Source organism: Streptococcus oralis SK610 (assembly GCF_000257455.1).
GTDB classification, from domain to species: Bacteria; Bacillota; Bacilli; order Lactobacillales; family Streptococcaceae; genus Streptococcus; species Streptococcus oralis_CB.
In genome coordinates this window covers 147061-161989 of record NZ_AJKQ01000019.1, presented here as the reverse complement: position 1 = coordinate 161989, position 14929 = coordinate 147061, and the positions used below count along the sequence as shown (strand labels likewise).

Here is a 14929-nt window from a genome sequence, read left to right as displayed (position 1 = left end):
TAAAGAACTCAACTTTCTATCTGAAAATAAGAGAGAGTTGAGTTTTTTTTAAGGCAATTTTGGTATAATAATCATAACAAGGAGGAGTTTCTGATGATAAAAATCTTATTAGTGGAAGATGACCTAGGTCTGTCAAACTCAGTATTTGACTTTTTAGATGATTTTGCAGATGTCATGCAGGTCTTTGATGGAGAGGAAGGTCTCTACGAAGCAGAAAGTGGCGTTTATGACTTGATTCTGCTTGACCTGATGTTGCCTGAAAAAAATGGCTTCCAAGTTTTGAAAGAATTGCGTGAAAAAGGAATTACGACACCAGTTCTTATCATGACTGCTAAGGAAAGTTTGGATGATAAGGGACATGGTTTTGAGTTGGGGGCAGATGACTACCTCACCAAACCTTTCTACCTAGAAGAACTCAAAATGCGGATCCAAGCCCTTCTCAAACGTTCAGGCAAGTTTAACGAAAATACCTTGACCTATGGGGATGTTGTCGTCAACCTTTCAACGAATGAGGTTAAGGTAGAAGATACGCCTGTGGAACTGCTCGGAAAAGAGTTTGAGTTATTGGTTTACTTCCTTCAAAATCAAAATGTTATTCTTCCCAAGACACAAATTTTTGACCGTCTATGGGGATTTGATAGCGATACGACGATTTCCGTTGTAGAAGTCTATGTCTCAAAAGTTCGTAAGAAATTGAAGGGAACAGCCTTTGCTGAAAATCTTCAAACCTTGCGTAGTGTCGGGTATATTTTAAAAGATGTTCAATAAACTAAAAAAAACATGGTATGCAGATGATTTCAGCTATTTCATTCGAAACTTTGGAGTGTTCACCCTGATCTTCTCTGCCATGACCTTGATTATCCTCCAGGTCATGCACTCCAGTCTCTACACTTCTGTAGATGAAAAACTTCAAGCCCTTAGTAGCAGTCCCCAAGCGGTTATCCAGTTAGCCCTGAATCGGGCAACCGAAGAAGTCAAGGATATTCAACCCGCAACAGCGGATGCCAACAAGGCTGAAATCAAACCCAATGTTAGCTCCAATACGGAAGTCTTGCTCTTTGACAAGGATTTTAACCAACTCTTACTGGGCAATCGCTTTTTAGGCTTGGACAAGATCAAGCTGGACAAAAAAGAGTTGAATCACATTCGCCAAATCCAAGTTGTCAATAGCTACGGTCAGGAAGAAACCTATCGGATGATTTTGATGGAAACCAATTCTTCCTCTGTATCAAGCAATGTCAAATATGCGGCAGTTTTAATCAATAGTAGCCAGCTCGAGCAAATCAGCCAAAACCACGAGCATTTAATTGTTGTAGTCATGGCTAGTTTCTGGCTCCTGTCTTTAATTGCCAGTGTTTATCTGGCACGTGTCAGTGTCAAACCCTTGCTGGAAAGTATGCAAAAGCAGAAGTCCTTTGTCGAAAATGCCAGTCACGAACTGAGAACGCCTTTGGCCGTTTTACAAAATCGTTTAGAAAATCTCTTTCGAAAACCAGAGGCGACGATCATGGAATCCAGCGAAAGTATTGCTTCGAGCCTTGAAGAAGTTCGAAACATGCGCTTTCTCACGACCAATCTTCTCAATCTTGCACGTCGCGATGATGGAATCAAACCAGAAATAGCAGAAGTATCACCACAGTTCTTTAAGACGACCTTTGCTAACTATGAGTTGATTGCTTCTGAAAATGATCGTATTTTTGAGTATGAAAATCGGATTTATCGTCCTTTCATGACCGATCAGTTGCTCCTAAAACAGCTCATGACCATCTTATTTGACAATGCCATCAAGTATACCGAAGAAGATGGGAAAATTGAGTTTGTAGTCCATGCTACAGATCGTCACCTCTATCTAACAGTAACGGATAACGGAATTGGAATCTCAGCTGCTGACAAGAAGAAAATCTTTGACCGTTTTTATCGTGTAGACAAGGCAAGAACTCGTCAGAAAGGTGGCTTTGGTCTTGGACTATCCTTGGCCAAGCAAATCGTAGATGCCTTACGAGGAACGATTAGCGTAAAAGATAACAAACCTAGAGGAACAATTTTTGAAGTTAAGATCGCTATTCAATCTCCTTCAAAACGTAAGAATAAATAAAAAAGACAGTTATATAACTGTCTTTTTTGATAACTAGAAAAGAGGTTGGTAGTAGTACCAACCTTTATTTTGAAAATTTTCGTTTCATTATCTTTCGTTGAAGTTGTAAAAGGGCGAAACTAAGACCCATTGCAGCGATAAAGGATAAAGCTGTGTTCAATTTTAAGGCTAAAAAGATAAAACTAAACAGTGCCATAAAAATACAGAAACAAGCGATATTTACAAAAAATAAAATCTCTTTTAGGTTAGGGCCGACTGGGGCTTCAGGTGTGTAATCTTGGTAAAGCGGAGTTTGTTTCGATTCGGGAGCTTGTTCAAACTCATAAGCTTCTAGTTTTCTTGCGGACATGATTCTCTCCTTAACAGTACATAACTATTTTATCATTTTTTATGCAAAGAATTATTACAGGATTGTTACAAAACTACTAAAGTCTCTTATCATCCTCTAAGTCGCTCTCTTGACACCTACAAGGGAAAATGGTAGCATGGATGTTACACTTAGAACAGATGACCTGACCTTCTCTTTTATAAATATACTGAGAAAGGAAAGGATAACTTATATAAATTGATAGCAAGCTGAGGCTTTTTCCTAAGATGATTTGTTGAGTTGCTACCTGGATACTTTTGAAGAGTATTGGTAGGAGTTGTTTTGAATGGATGATAAGACAGCGATTCTGTCTATTGGACTGGGTGGCTTTTAAACTACCTCTGGGAAATGTTAAAGGAGACAAGCATGTATCTTGCTATCAAAGAGATATTACGAAACAAACTTCGATATAGTTTGATTCTAACTACCATTTTTCTTATCGCTTTTATGGTCTTTTTTATGACCAGTCTAGCTCTTGGTCTTGTGCGAAACAACCGAGCCGCTATTGATAACTGGCAAGCGACGGGAGTGGTTTTATCTGACTACGCAAATGATAATTTGACGGCATCTTTTATTCCTGAAAAGGACTACAAGGATAAGAGTTCTGAAGAGGCTGCTCCATTGGGCTATATGTTTGCTGTAACCAATCTAGTCGATGGTAGTGAAAAGGTCAATGTTTCCATTTTTGCTCAAGACTGGGACTCTTTTATCTCTCCTAGTTTGACGGAGGGTCGTTATCCTGAAGGAGATGATGAGGTTGTCGTGGATCAGTCTTTTGAGAACTATGGGATGAAGCTAGGTGATGCCATTCAGCTCAATGGAAGCGATTCAAGTTACAAGATTGAGGCCTGACTCAAGGAAATAAATTTTTCACCGAGCCTGTTGTTTTTACGAGTCTGACAACTTATTGGACCTTACAAGGAACCTTGAAAGCCAATCGTTCCATCTCTGCCTTAGTATTGAAAAATGATATAGAAGTGACTGGCGATGGACTGAAACAGATTTCCATTCCAAAAATGATATCGAAAATTCCTGGTTACACACCTCAGGTTAATGTATTTTCAGGGATGATTCTCGCTATGATTGTCATCACAGGCTTGATTGTGGGTATTTTTGTTTATATCATTACCATCCAAAAACTAGGACTTTATGGAATAATGCGAGCTCAGGGTATACAGATCAAAACCATTGTATGGTCTCTTTTCTGTCAAATTTTCCTCCTAGCTGGTATGGGGATTGGATTAGCCTTGCTGGCTATTGGTGGAGTGATTTTAGTCTTACCAGCTACCTTCTTTTTCTACCCAAGTTGGATAGCCTACTCTGTCCTAAGCTTTGTAATTTCCTTGATGGCCCTTCTAGGTGGTGTCATTTCACTTCCACGCTTGTTAAAGGTGGACCCGATTACTGCGATTGCAGAATGATAAGGAGAATAGTATGACAGCATTGATTGAAATGACTCAAGTGACAAAAACTTACGGGGAAGGAAAGATGAAAGTCGTAGCCCTGCATGAGACGAATTTTCAGCTAAATGCTGGAGAGTTCGTGGCTATCGTTGGACCTTCGGGATCTGGAAAGACGACCTTTCTAACAACTCTAGGACAACTTCAGGAAGCATCGAGTGGAAAGATTCTAGTAAAGGGGAAGGAAACAGGCAGTTTGACGGAGAAGGAAAAAACAGACCTCCGTTTTAGAGAGTTTGGCTTCATTCTCCAGGCTTCAAACTTAATTCCTTTTCTAACGGTCAAGGAACAGCTGGATTTGATTGACAGACTGGATAAGGGAAAAAATAGTAAAAGTGACCGAAAAGAGCTCTTTGAGTTGTTGGATTTGGAAAAAGTAAAAGATCATTATCCAAAGGCTTTATCAGGTGGCGAACGTCAACGTGCGGCGATAGCTAGAGCGCTCTATAACAATCCAAGCATTGTGCTTGCAGATGAGCCGACAGCCAGTCTGGATACCCAGCGTGCTTACCAAGTAACGGAAATGTTGGCTGCCATTGCGCACGAACAAGGTAGAGGAGTTGTCATGATTACACATGATACACGCCTTCTTGATAAGGTTGACCGTATTTATGTTATGAATGATGGACACCTAGTAGAAAAAACACATGCATAAAAAAGAGTGAATGGTACAAGTTACTGTTCACTTTTTGATTGGGAAAGATAGAAATCAGTTTAACTTTTTGTGAAACTCCCAGTACCCATAGCTGATTTTTGAGAAATGTGGTATAATTTTTCTTATGGAAAAGATTATCATTACAGCAACTGCTGAAAGTATTGAACAAGTTGAACAACTACTCGAAGCCGGCGTAGATCGTATCTATGTTGGTGAGAAAGATTTTGGCCTTCGTCTGCCAACGACTTTTAGTCATGGCCAATTGCGTGAGATTGCTAAGTTGGTTCATGAAGCAGGCAAGGAATTGATTGTCGCGGTTAATGCCCTCATGCATCAAGACATGATGGATCGTATTAAGCCCTTCCTAGACTTCTTGGAAGAAATCAAGACAGACTATATTACAGTAGGAGATGCAGGTGTCTTTTATGTAGTCAACCGTGATGGCTATTCCTTCAAGACTATTTACGATGCTTCAACCATGGTAACAAGTAGTCGTCAGATTAACTTCTGGGGTCAAAAGGCAGGAGCATCTGAGGCGGTTTTAGCGCGTGAAATTCCATCTGCTGAACTCTTCAAGATGCCAGAAATTTTGGAAATTCCTGCTGAAGTGTTGGTTTACGGAGCTAGTGTCATTCACCATTCTAAGCGACCACTTTTGCAAAACTACTATAACTTTACGCACATCGATGATGAAAAAACGCGTAAACGTGACCTCTTCTTGGCAGAACCAAGTGACCCAGAAAGCCATTATTCTATCTTTGAAGACAATCATGGTACCCACATCTTTGCAAATAACGACCTTGATTTGATGACCAAATTGACAGAATTGGTAGAGCATGGTTTTACCCATTGGAAGCTAGAGGGGCTCTACACACCTGGTCAGAATTTTGTTGAGATTGCAAAACTCTTTATTCAAGCGCGTGGCTTGATCCAAGAGGGCAAATTCAGCCATGACCAAGCCTTCTTGTTAGATGAGGAAGTGCGCAAGTTACACCCTAAAAACCGTTTCCTCGATACGGGATTCTATGATTACGATCCAGATATGGTTAAATAGGACACCAAAACCCGAAATAAAAATGTTCGGGTTTTTCCAGTGTATCCATGAAATAAAAACGGATACATGTTATAATAAAAATAGCTCTTTAATGGAGGTGTTTAAGTGGAGAATCTGAAAAAGATGGCAGGTATCAAGGCTGCTGAGTTTGTCAAGGATGGTATGGTTGTTGGACTCGGTACTGGATCAACTGCCTACTATTTCGTAGAAGAAGTAGGTCGTCGGATCAAGGAAGAAGGTTTGCAGATTACTGCTGTGACAACTTCCAGTGTGACCAGTAAACAGGCTGAAGGACTTAACATCCCGCTCAAGTCGATTGATCAAGTGGATTTTGTTGATGTGACGGTTGACGGGGCGGATGAAGTAGATAGCCAGTTTAACGGAATCAAAGGCGGAGGTGGTGCCCTTCTGATGGAGAAGGTTGTGGCAACGCCCTCAAAAGAATACATTTGGGTGGTTGACGAAAGCAAACTGGTGGAGAAACTAGGTGCTTTTAAATTGCCAGTAGAAGTGGTTCAGTATGGCGCAGAACAGGTCTTTCGTCGGTTTGAGCGAGCTGGCTATAAACCAAGTTTCCGTGAAAAAGACGGCCAACGTTTTGTGACCGATATGCAGAACTTTATCATTGACCTAGCCTTGGATGTCATTGAAGATCCAATTGCCTTCGGGCAAGAATTGGACCATATCGTTGGTGTCGTAGAGCATGGTTTATTCAACCAAATGGTGGATAAGGTCATCGTTGCTGGACGAGACGGGGTTCAGATTTTAACTTCAACAAAAGCAAACTAATCAACATAATAAGGAGATACACTATGTCAAAATTTAATCGGATTCACTTGGTGGTACTGGATTCCGTGGGAATCGGTGCAGCACCAGATGCTAATAACTTTGTCAATGCAGGGGTTCCAGACGGAGCTTCTGACACACTGGGACACATTTCAAAATCAGTTGGTTTGAATGTGCCAAACATGGCTAAAATCGGTCTAGGAAATATTCCTCGCGAAACACCGCTGAAGACTGTACCAGCTGAAAGTAACCCAACAGGATATGTGACAAAATTGGAAGAAGTATCTCTTGGTAAGGATACTATGACTGGACACTGGGAAATCATGGGACTTAACATTACAGAGCCTTTCGATACTTTCTGGAACGGATTCCCAGAAGAAATTTTGACGAAAATTGAAGAATTCTCAGGACGCAAGGTCATTCGTGAAGCTAACAAACCGTACTCAGGAACAGCTGTTATCGATGACTTTGGACCACGTCAAATGGAAACTGGGGAGTTGATTATCTATACTTCAGCTGACCCTGTCTTGCAAATTGCTGCCCACGAAGACATCATTCCTCTGGATGAACTATACCGTATTTGTGAATACGCGCGTTCGATTACCCTTGAGCGTCCTGCCCTTCTAGGTCGTATCATTGCCCGTCCATATGTAGGTGAACCAGGTAACTTCACTCGTACAGCTAACCGTCGTGACTTGGCTGTATCCCCATTTGCACCAACTGTTTTGGATAAATTGAACGAAGCTGGTATCGATACTTACGCTGTTGGTAAAATCAACGATATCTTTAACGGCGCTGGTATCAATCATGACATGGGCCACAACAAGTCAAACAGCCACGGAATTGATACATTATTGAAGACCATGGGACTTCCTGAATTTGAAAAAGGGTTCTCCTTCACAAACTTAGTTGACTTTGATGCCCTTTACGGCCACCGCCGCAATGCTCATGGTTACCGTGATTGCTTGCATGAGTTCGATGAACGCTTGCCTGAAATTATCGCAGCCATGAGAGAGAATGATCTTCTCTTGATTACAGCGGACCATGGAAATGACCCAACCTATGCAGGAACAGACCACACTCGTGAATACATTCCGCTTTTAGCTTATAGTCCTGCCTTTAAAGGAAATGGTGTCATTCCAGTTGGACATTTTGCAGATATCTCAGCGACAGTTGCGGATAACTTTGGTGTTGAAACTGCCATGATTGGGGAAAGTTTCTTAGATAAATTGGTATAAGATGACGCGATATGCTTTACTTGTTCGGGGCATTAATGTAGGTGGGAAAAATAAGGTTGTTATGGCGCAACTTCGTCAAGAACTGACAGAGTTGGGACTGGAAATGGTTGAGACCTACATCAACAGTGGCAACATTTTCTTTACTTCGACAGACCCCAAAGAACGATTGGTTGAAAAGTTAGAGGCTTTCTTTGAAATCCATTATCCATTTATTCAGAGCTTTTCTTTGCTGAGTCAGGAAGACTATGAAGAAGAGCTGAATAATCTGCCAGATTGGTGGACCAAAGATTTGGCACGAAAGGATGTCCTCTTTTACACGGAGGGCTTGGATGTGGATCAAGTCATCGAGAAAGTGAACAGTTTGGAACTGGAAGATGAAGTCGTTCATTTTGGAAGACTTGGGATTTTCTGGGGGAAATTCTCTGAAGAATCATACTACGAAACAGCCTATCACAAATACTTACTCAAGATGCCTTTCTACCGCCAAATCACCATTCGTAATGCTAAAACTTTTGACAAAATCGGTCAAATGCTAAAAAAACAATAAAGGAGACACAATGACATTTTTAGATAAAATCAAGGAAACAGCTGCTTTCTTGAAAGAAAAGGGTATCCAAGCGCCTGAGTTCGGTCTAATCCTTGGATCAGGACTTGGAGAATTGGCAGAAGAAATCGAAAATCCAGTTGTAGTAGATTATGCAGACATTCCAAACTGGGGCCGCTCTACAGTCGTCGGACACGCTGGGAAATTGGTATATGGTGAACTTTCAGGGCGCAAGGTCTTGGCTCTTCAAGGACGTTTCCATTTCTACGAAGGAAATCCTCTTGAAGTCGTGACTTTCCCAGTACGTGTGATGAAAGTTCTCGGATGCGAAGGTGTCATTGTAACCAATGCAGCTGGCGGTATTGGATTTGGTCCTGGTACCTTGATGGCTATCTCAGACCATATCAATATGACGGGGCAGAACCCATTGATGGGTGAAAATTTGGATGATTTTGGTCCACGTTTCCCAGATATGTCTAAAGCCTACACTCCAGAATACCGTGCTACTGCCCATGAAGTAGCTAAGAAACTTGGTATCAAGCTTGATGAAGGTGTCTATATTGGTGTAACAGGTCCGACTTATGAAACCCCAGCAGAGATTCGTGCCTATAAGACACTTGGAGCAGATGCAGTTGGTATGTCTACAGTTCCTGAAGTTATTGTGGCAGCCCACTCTGGCTTGAAAGTTCTCGGTATTTCATGTATTACTAACCATGCTGCAGGCTTCCAAGAAGAACTCAACCACGAAGAAGTTGTAGAAGTGACTGAACGTGTTAAAGGTGACTTCAAAGGCTTGCTTAAAGCGATTATTGCAGAATTGTAATCATGTTAATAGAATTGAGGAGAATTTTTCGAAAGATTCCTTATAATCTTAGATTATTCATAGCAGTAATTCTGCAAGGAATAGTTTCGGGTTTATCTGGTATATTTCTCCATTATCTTTTAGAGATGGCGGAGGGGCTAGTTTTTGGTCATTCAGAGCATCATAATGGATTTTTGACAGATGGAGTTTCCTCCTCACGGATAGGACTAAGTTTAATAATCGTGGGTCTTAGCTCGTCCTTAGTCTGGTACTTCTTGCAAAAAAGGTCGAAGATTTATTCCATCAAAGCACAGATGGAGGATGAGACTTCACAATACAAGCTTCATTTTTTAAAACAGCTATTTCATTCAATTTGGCAGATTATTGCAGTTGGAGGGGGAGCACCTATTGGCAAAGAAGCTGCACCACGAGAGATTGGAGCCCTATTTGCAGGTCCAATTGGAAAAATATGTATACTGTCTATGAAGGATCGAATCTTTCTCCTTGCTTGTGGTGCTGGTGCTGGTTTAGCAGCTGTCTATCAGGTTCCATTAACAAGTGTTTTCTTCGTTTTTGAGACTCTAGGAATTACTTTATCTATCAAGCGATTTGTCTTAGTCGGTTTGACTACCTATGTGTCTACCTATATAGCAGGCTTGGTTATTTCAGATCATGCTCTTTACCAGCTTCCAGCTATCACATGGTCATTAAAGGAAGTGTGGATTGTCCCTTTATTACTTCTTTTCTTAACTCCCCTAGCTTGGCTTTTTGGTCGCTTAAGTAAAAGAGTGTCTTCAAACAAGATAAAAGATCAACGAATACTTCTCACTTTGCCCTCAGCTTTTCTGTTTCTTGTTGGTCTGGCAAGTTACTTTCCACATCTACTTGGCAATGGACGCATGATGGCTCAGGAAATTTTAAATGGTAGCGATGGTAAAACAGTGCTTCTCATGTTTTTCCTAAAGGCAGTGGTCGTTCTTATTATCCTTTGGGCAGGGGCCTATGGTGGTACTCTTACGCCATCTTTTGCCTTGGGGATGGCTGGAGCTGCTCTCTTAGCCATGATTCTAGGTTTGGACAGCCAGTCAAGCATTTTGCTTTTGGGATCGGTTTGCTTTTTATCTGTGACCTTGAGGGCTCCCTGGTCTGCAACTGGATTAGTAATTGGTTTCACTGGGTTAGGTTTAGATTCTCTTCCGTATCTCTTAGTAACGGCTTTCCTAGCTTATGGTTTTGCAAAAGTGTTAGACCGCTTTCCTTGGGCTAGTATACTGTGTAAGATGTCAAAGAATAAAGTAGTTAGGTAGGAAATACCCATTTCTTCTAATCAAGGATTTATCTTAAAGGATTAAAAACTATTGTCAGTTTATCAATAACTGTTTGAAATAAAAATGAACTAGGCTCGTCGGAGTCATGATTGAATACGATTTTTCCTAGCTATGAAATATAAAAATAAATAAAGAAAGGTAGAGCGAAGTGTTCTAATTTGAACACGAGCGGAAAACTCGGAAAATAGATAATCTGATTGAGAAATCAGGATTTCTCGTCAGATTCCTAATTTTCAGTCGTTTTCTTCTCGCTCTTTGTATCATAAATTATGTCTATCCATATTGCTGCTAAGCAGGGTGAAATTGCTGATAAAATTCTTCTTCCGGGGGATCCTCTTCGTGCGAAATTTATTGCGGAGAACTTCCTTGAAGATGCTGTTTGTTTTAACGAAGTGCGTAACATGTTTGGTTACACTGGTACTTACAAGGGCCACCGTGTATCAGTCATGGGTACTGGGATGGGAATGCCATCAATCTCTATCTATGCCCGTGAATTGATTGTAGACTACGGAGTGAAAAAATTGATCCGTGTCGGAACTGCTGGTTCCTTGAATGAGGATGTTCACGTTCGTGAATTGGTCTTGGCACAAGCAGCAGCGACTAACTCAAACATTATCCGCAACGACTGGCCACAGTATGATTTTCCACAAATTGCAAGTTTTGACTTGCTAGACAAGGCCTACCATATCGCCAAAGAACATGGTATGACCACCCACGTTGGGAACGTTTTGTCGTCAGATGTCTTTTACTCAAACTATTTTGAAAAGAACATCGAGCTTGGTAAATGGGGAGTTAAGGCTGTGGAAATGGAAGCAGCAGCTCTTTACTATCTTGCTGCCCAACACCATGTTGATGCACTTGCTATCATGACCATTTCTGATAGCTTGGTCAATCCAGATGAAGACACCACTGCAGAAGAACGCCAAAACACCTTCACTGATATGATGAAAGTTGGTTTGGAAACCTTGATTGCAGACTAAAATGTAATAAAAAATCCTGTTTTCAAGTGAAATCAGGATTTTTTCATGGATGCGATTTTTTCTGGGTCTGGTGTGACACGGAGGGTCTTTTGTCCTGTGTAGGTTACAAAGCCAGGTTTTCCACCAGTTGGTTTGTTGAGTTTTTTAACTTCAATCATATCCACTTGCACGAGATTTGACAAGCGCCCTTTGGAGAAGTAGGCAGCCAGTTCGGCCGCATCTGTCTTGACTTCGTCAGAAGGATTGAGATTGCCTGAGATAACGACGTGGCTTCCTGGAATGTCCTTGGCGTGGAACCAAAGTTCTTCCTTGCGAGCCATTTTAAAGGTTAGCTCCTCATTTTGCAGGTTGTTTCGACCGACATAGATGATGGTTTTGCCATCGCTTGCTAGATACTGTTCTGGTTTTTTACGCTTGTGAATTTTCTCCCGTTGTCTTCTACGGATAAAGCCTGTTTGGATCAATTCTTCACGAATTTCAGCGATTTCCTCCAGCCCAGCTTGGTTGAGCACAGTCTCCACACTTTCCAGATAGAGAATCGTTGCCTTGGTTTCTTCAATCAACTCAGTCAGGTATTTAACAGCTTCTTTGAGCTTCTGATAGCGTTTAAAGTAGCGCTGGGCATTCTGGCTGGGAGTCAGGGCCTTATCAAGCGTGATGGTGATAGGCTGATTGGTGTAGTAATTATCCAAGGTAACCTGATCTTGGTCATTAGGCACTTGGTGGAGAAAGGTTGTCAGTAATTCGCCCTTTTGGCGAAACTCCTCAGCGTTGTCTGTCGCCAGTAATTCTTTTTCTTGTTTTTTGAGTTTGTGGCGATTTTTCTGAAGCTCATTTTCAACGCGGCGAATGAGTTCGCTGGCCTGCTGCTTGACGCGATCGCGCTCTGCCTTGTCTTTGTAGTAGGTATCCAGAAGATCAGAAAGACTGGCAAAAGGCTCTCCCACCTGATTTACAAAAGGAATTGGACTGAAAGAAGACTCTGTTAGGTAAGGCTTGGTTTCTTTTCCGAAAAAGTGACGGAAGGTAGAAAGTTTATCACGAACCAAGAGTCTTTCCAATTCGTTTGCCGTATCTCGTCCTAGACCTTGAAAGAGACTTTGAAGATTTTTGGCTGTTAGTTCTTGGGTTTGCAAGATTTCAAAGAGTTTTTCATCTTTGGCAGTAAAAGGATTGAGAGATTCGGTGCTTGGCGGAGCGATATAGGTCGATCCTGGAAGTAAGGTGCGGTAGCTATTTTGTGAAAAGCCGACGTGTTTGATGACTTCGAGGATTTTATGGCTACTTTTATCGACGAGGAGAATATTGCTGTGTTTCCCCATGATTTCGATAATCAAGGTAGCCTGAATATGGTCCCCAATCTCATTTTTATTGGAAACCGTGATTTCCACAATACGGTCATTTTCGACTTGCTCAATCGACTCAATCAGGGCACCCTGCAAATACTTTCTCAAAACCATGATAAAAGTTGAAGGTTGAGCTGGATTTTCAAAGGTTGTTTGGGTCAGCTGGATGCGACCAAAAACGGGATGAGCAGAGAGGAGCAGGCGATGGCTTTGGCGGTTGCTGCGGATTTGCAAGACCAACTCTTGTTCAAAAGGCTGATTGATTTTTTGGATGCGACCATTGACTAACTCGCTTCTCAATTCCTCAACCATGTGATGTAAAAAAAATCCGTCAAATGACATCGTTCTCTCCTTGTGATTGTATTCCATAGTATTATATCAAAAAGGTAGAATAAAATCATGGAAATATGGTATAATAAAGCCAAGTAAAGAGAATCGAGAAGTACATGTATATTGAAATGGTAGATGAAACTGGTCAAGTTTCACAAGAAATCTTGCAACAAACCCAAGAGATTTTGGAATTTGCTGCCCAAAAAATAGGAAAAGAAGACAAGGAGATGGCAGTTACTTTTGTGACCAACGAGCGTAGCCACGAACTCAACCTTGAGTACCGTGATACAGATCGTCCAACGGATGTCATCAGCCTTGAGTATAAGCCAGAATTGGATATCTCCTTTGATGAGGAAGATCTGCTTGAAAATCCTGAATTAGCAGAGATGATGTCTGAGTTTGATGCCTATATTGGGGAACTGTTCATCTCTATCGATAAGGCTCATGAGCAGGCTGAGGAATACGGTCACAGCTTTGAGCGTGAGATGGGCTTCTTGGCAGTACACGGCTTTTTACACATTAACGGCTACGATCACTACACTCCGGAAGAAGAAGCGGAGATGTTCGGTTTACAAGAAGAAATTTTGACAGCCTATGGACTCACAAGACAATAAACGAAAATGGAAAAACCGTGACCTTGTATCTAGTTTAGAATTTGCTCTTACAGGAATTCTGACTGCTTTCAAGGAAGAACGAAATATGCGAAAACATGCAGTGACGGCTCTAGTAGTCATCCTTGCAGGTTTTGTTTTTCAGGTGTCACGAATTGAATGGCTCTTTCTCCTAATGAGCATTTTCTTGGTAGTAGCCTTTGAGATTATTAACTCTGCTATTGAAAATGTGGTGGATCTAGCCAGTCACTATCACTTTTCTATGTTGGCAAAGAAAGCCAAGGACATGGCGGCAGGAGCCGTGCTTGTGGTTTCCCTTCTTGCTGCAGTGATTGGTGCACTTATCTTTCTCCCACGCATTTGGGATTTACTATTTTAAACAATAAGAGGAAATTATGACATTTAAATCAGGCTTTGTAGCCATTTTAGGACGTCCCAATGTTGGGAAGTCAACCTTTTTGAATCACGTCATGGGGCAAAAGATTGCTATCATGAGTGACAAGGCGCAGACAACGCGCAATAAAATAATGGGGATTTACACCACTGATAAGGAACAAATTGTTTTTATCGACACGCCAGGGATTCATAAGCCTAAGACTGCTCTTGGAGATTTTATGGTGGAATCTGCCTACAGCACCCTTCGTGAAGTAGATACTGTTCTATTCATGGTGCCAGCTGATGAGCCACGTGGTAAGGGTGACGATATGATTATCGAGCGTCTGAAAGCTGCCAAGGTTCCTGTGATTCTGGTGGTGAATAAGATTGACAAGGTCCACCCAGATCAGCTTTTGTCTCAGATTGATGACTTCCGTAACCAGATGGACTTTAAGGAGATTGTTCCGATCTCAGCCCTTCAGGGAAATAACGTTTCTCGACTAATCGATATTTTGAGTGAAAATCTAGAGGAAGGTTTCCAGTATTTCCCATCTGATCAAATCACAGATCATCCTGAGCGTTTTTTGGTTTCAGAAATGATTCGTGAGAAAGTCTTGCACCTAACGCGTGAAGAAATCCCTCACTCAGTTGCAGTAGTGGTTGACTCTATGAAGCGTGATGAAGAGACCGACAAGGTTCATATCCGAGCTACTATTATGGTTGAGCGTGATAGCCAAAAGGGTATCATCATCGGAAAAGGTGGCGCCATGCTCAAGAAAATTGGGACCATGGCTCGTCGTGATATCGAACTCATGCTAGGAGACAAGGTCTTCCTAGAAACTTGGGTCAAGGTCAAGAAAAACTGGCGTGATAAAAAGCTAGATTTGGCTGACTTTGGCTATAATGAAAAAGAATACTAAGTAGAGGTGGGCTCATGCCTGCTTCTTGTTTTTACAGA

Annotated in this window: 14 protein-coding genes and 2 pseudogenes; 14 read left to right on the top strand and 2 right to left on the bottom strand. The window is 41.5% G+C overall.

The features are described 5' to 3' along the window. Positions 1–93 precede the first annotated feature (93 nt). Together ciaR and HMPREF1115_RS07860 are read left to right on the top strand one after the other, a co-directional pair. Entirely contained in the window at positions 94–768 is a 675-nt protein-coding gene (gene ciaR, locus HMPREF1115_RS07865) for a two-component system response regulator CiaR (RefSeq protein ID WP_000590635.1), read from the top strand. Beyond that, positions 758–2095 (top strand): sensor histidine kinase, encoded by a 1338-nt coding sequence (locus HMPREF1115_RS07860; RefSeq protein ID WP_000482344.1) that lies wholly within the window; start codon positions 758–760, stop codon positions 2093–2095. The genes ciaR and HMPREF1115_RS07860 overlap by 11 nt, the downstream gene beginning before the upstream one ends. A gap of 64 nt (positions 2096–2159) precedes the next feature. Here HMPREF1115_RS07860 and HMPREF1115_RS07855 read toward each other — a convergent pair whose 3' ends face one another. After that, positions 2160–2444 carry a DUF3270 domain-containing protein gene (locus HMPREF1115_RS07855; RefSeq protein ID WP_001276163.1) on the bottom strand — a complete coding sequence of 95 codons (285 nt, stop codon included), beginning with the start codon at positions 2442–2444 and terminating at the stop codon, positions 2160–2162. A 384-nt stretch (positions 2445–2828) separates the two neighbouring features. On the opposite strand from HMPREF1115_RS07855, the pseudogene HMPREF1115_RS12120 reads away from it, so the two are divergent. The 9 genes and pseudogenes from HMPREF1115_RS12120 to deoD all read left to right on the top strand — a co-directional run bounded on the left by HMPREF1115_RS12120 (position 2829) and on the right by deoD (position 11309). Continuing rightward, positions 2829–3883: pseudogene (locus HMPREF1115_RS12120) on the top strand (ABC transporter permease). Positions 3884–3896: 13 nt separating this feature from the next. Next, the gene (locus HMPREF1115_RS07845) at positions 3897–4577 is read left to right on the top strand and encodes an ABC transporter ATP-binding protein (RefSeq protein WP_000125741.1); all 681 of its coding nucleotides are present in this window, start codon (positions 3897–3899) and stop codon (positions 4575–4577) included. 124 nt (positions 4578–4701) lie between these two features. Next, complete coding sequence (locus HMPREF1115_RS07840) at positions 4702–5631, top strand: peptidase U32 family protein (protein WP_000411172.1); 930 nt, start codon at positions 4702–4704, stop codon at positions 5629–5631. Positions 5632–5736: 105 nt separating this feature from the next. After that, on the top strand, positions 5737–6420 hold the full coding sequence (gene rpiA, locus HMPREF1115_RS07835) for a ribose-5-phosphate isomerase RpiA (RefSeq protein WP_000429278.1): 684 nt from the start codon (positions 5737–5739) through the stop codon (positions 6418–6420). A 23-nt stretch (positions 6421–6443) separates the two neighbouring features. After that, positions 6444–7655 (top strand): phosphopentomutase, encoded by a 1212-nt coding sequence (locus HMPREF1115_RS07830; RefSeq protein ID WP_000033095.1) that lies wholly within the window; start codon positions 6444–6446, stop codon positions 7653–7655. 1 nt (position 7656) lies between these two features. Then, positions 7657–8212, top strand: a pseudogene (locus HMPREF1115_RS07825) (DUF1697 domain-containing protein); the annotation flags it as partial. Then, entirely contained in the window at positions 8213–9022 is an 810-nt protein-coding gene (locus HMPREF1115_RS07820) for a purine-nucleoside phosphorylase (RefSeq protein ID WP_000143363.1), read from the top strand. A gap of 2 nt (positions 9023–9024) precedes the next feature. Beyond that, positions 9025–10308, top strand: a complete 1284-nt coding sequence (locus HMPREF1115_RS07815) for a chloride channel protein (protein WP_002882398.1) — start codon at positions 9025–9027, stop codon at positions 10306–10308. A gap of 290 nt (positions 10309–10598) precedes the next feature. Then, positions 10599–11309, top strand: coding sequence for a purine-nucleoside phosphorylase (deoD, locus tag HMPREF1115_RS07810; RefSeq protein WP_000022076.1), 711 nt, complete (start codon positions 10599–10601; stop codon positions 11307–11309). Between the two features lie 32 nt (positions 11310–11341). Here deoD and pavA read toward each other — a convergent pair whose 3' ends face one another. Further along, complete coding sequence (pavA, locus tag HMPREF1115_RS07805) at positions 11342–12997, bottom strand: Rqc2 family fibronectin-binding protein PavA (protein ID WP_000006758.1); 1656 nt, start codon at positions 12995–12997, stop codon at positions 11342–11344. A gap of 104 nt (positions 12998–13101) precedes the next feature. On the opposite strand from pavA, the gene ybeY reads away from it, so the two are divergent. Genes ybeY through era form a run of 3 tightly spaced genes read left to right on the top strand, consistent with a single transcriptional unit; the run spans position 13102 to position 14891 of the window. Then, positions 13102–13599: an rRNA maturation RNase YbeY gene (gene ybeY, locus HMPREF1115_RS07800; protein WP_000275172.1), complete on the top strand. Its 498-nt coding sequence runs from the start codon at positions 13102–13104 to the stop codon at positions 13597–13599. Further along, positions 13580–13975 (top strand): diacylglycerol kinase family protein, encoded by a 396-nt coding sequence (locus HMPREF1115_RS07795; RefSeq protein WP_000378183.1) that lies wholly within the window; start codon positions 13580–13582, stop codon positions 13973–13975. Before ybeY ends, HMPREF1115_RS07795 begins: the two co-directional genes overlap by 20 nt. A 16-nt stretch (positions 13976–13991) precedes the next feature. Beyond that, positions 13992–14891, top strand: coding sequence for a GTPase Era (gene era, locus HMPREF1115_RS07790; RefSeq protein WP_000143281.1), 900 nt, complete (start codon positions 13992–13994; stop codon positions 14889–14891). The last annotated feature ends 38 nt before the right edge of the window (positions 14892–14929 follow it).

Coding starts and splice junctions, on each gene's coding strand:
- deoD (WP_000022076.1), top strand. CDS start 10,599: ATGTCTATCCATATTGCTGCTAAGCAGGGTGAAATTGCTGATAAAATT.
- HMPREF1115_RS07795 (WP_000378183.1), top strand. CDS start 13,580: ATGGACTCACAAGACAATAAACGAAAATGGAAAAACCGTGACCTTGTA.
- HMPREF1115_RS07830 (WP_000033095.1), top strand. CDS start 6,444: ATGTCAAAATTTAATCGGATTCACTTGGTGGTACTGGATTCCGTGGGA.
- HMPREF1115_RS07820 (WP_000143363.1), top strand. CDS start 8,213: ATGACATTTTTAGATAAAATCAAGGAAACAGCTGCTTTCTTGAAAGAA.
- HMPREF1115_RS07855 (WP_001276163.1), bottom strand. CDS start 2,444: ATGTCCGCAAGAAAACTAGAAGCTTATGAGTTTGAACAAGCTCCCGAA.
- era (WP_000143281.1), top strand. CDS start 13,992: ATGACATTTAAATCAGGCTTTGTAGCCATTTTAGGACGTCCCAATGTT.
- HMPREF1115_RS07860 (WP_000482344.1), top strand. CDS start 758: ATGTTCAATAAACTAAAAAAAACATGGTATGCAGATGATTTCAGCTAT.
- ciaR (WP_000590635.1), top strand. CDS start 94: ATGATAAAAATCTTATTAGTGGAAGATGACCTAGGTCTGTCAAACTCA.
- HMPREF1115_RS07815 (WP_002882398.1), top strand. CDS start 9,025: ATGTTAATAGAATTGAGGAGAATTTTTCGAAAGATTCCTTATAATCTT.
- pavA (WP_000006758.1), bottom strand. CDS start 12,997: ATGTCATTTGACGGATTTTTTTTACATCACATGGTTGAGGAATTGAGA.
- ybeY (WP_000275172.1), top strand. CDS start 13,102: ATGTATATTGAAATGGTAGATGAAACTGGTCAAGTTTCACAAGAAATC.
- HMPREF1115_RS07840 (WP_000411172.1), top strand. CDS start 4,702: ATGGAAAAGATTATCATTACAGCAACTGCTGAAAGTATTGAACAAGTT.
- HMPREF1115_RS07845 (WP_000125741.1), top strand. CDS start 3,897: ATGACAGCATTGATTGAAATGACTCAAGTGACAAAAACTTACGGGGAA.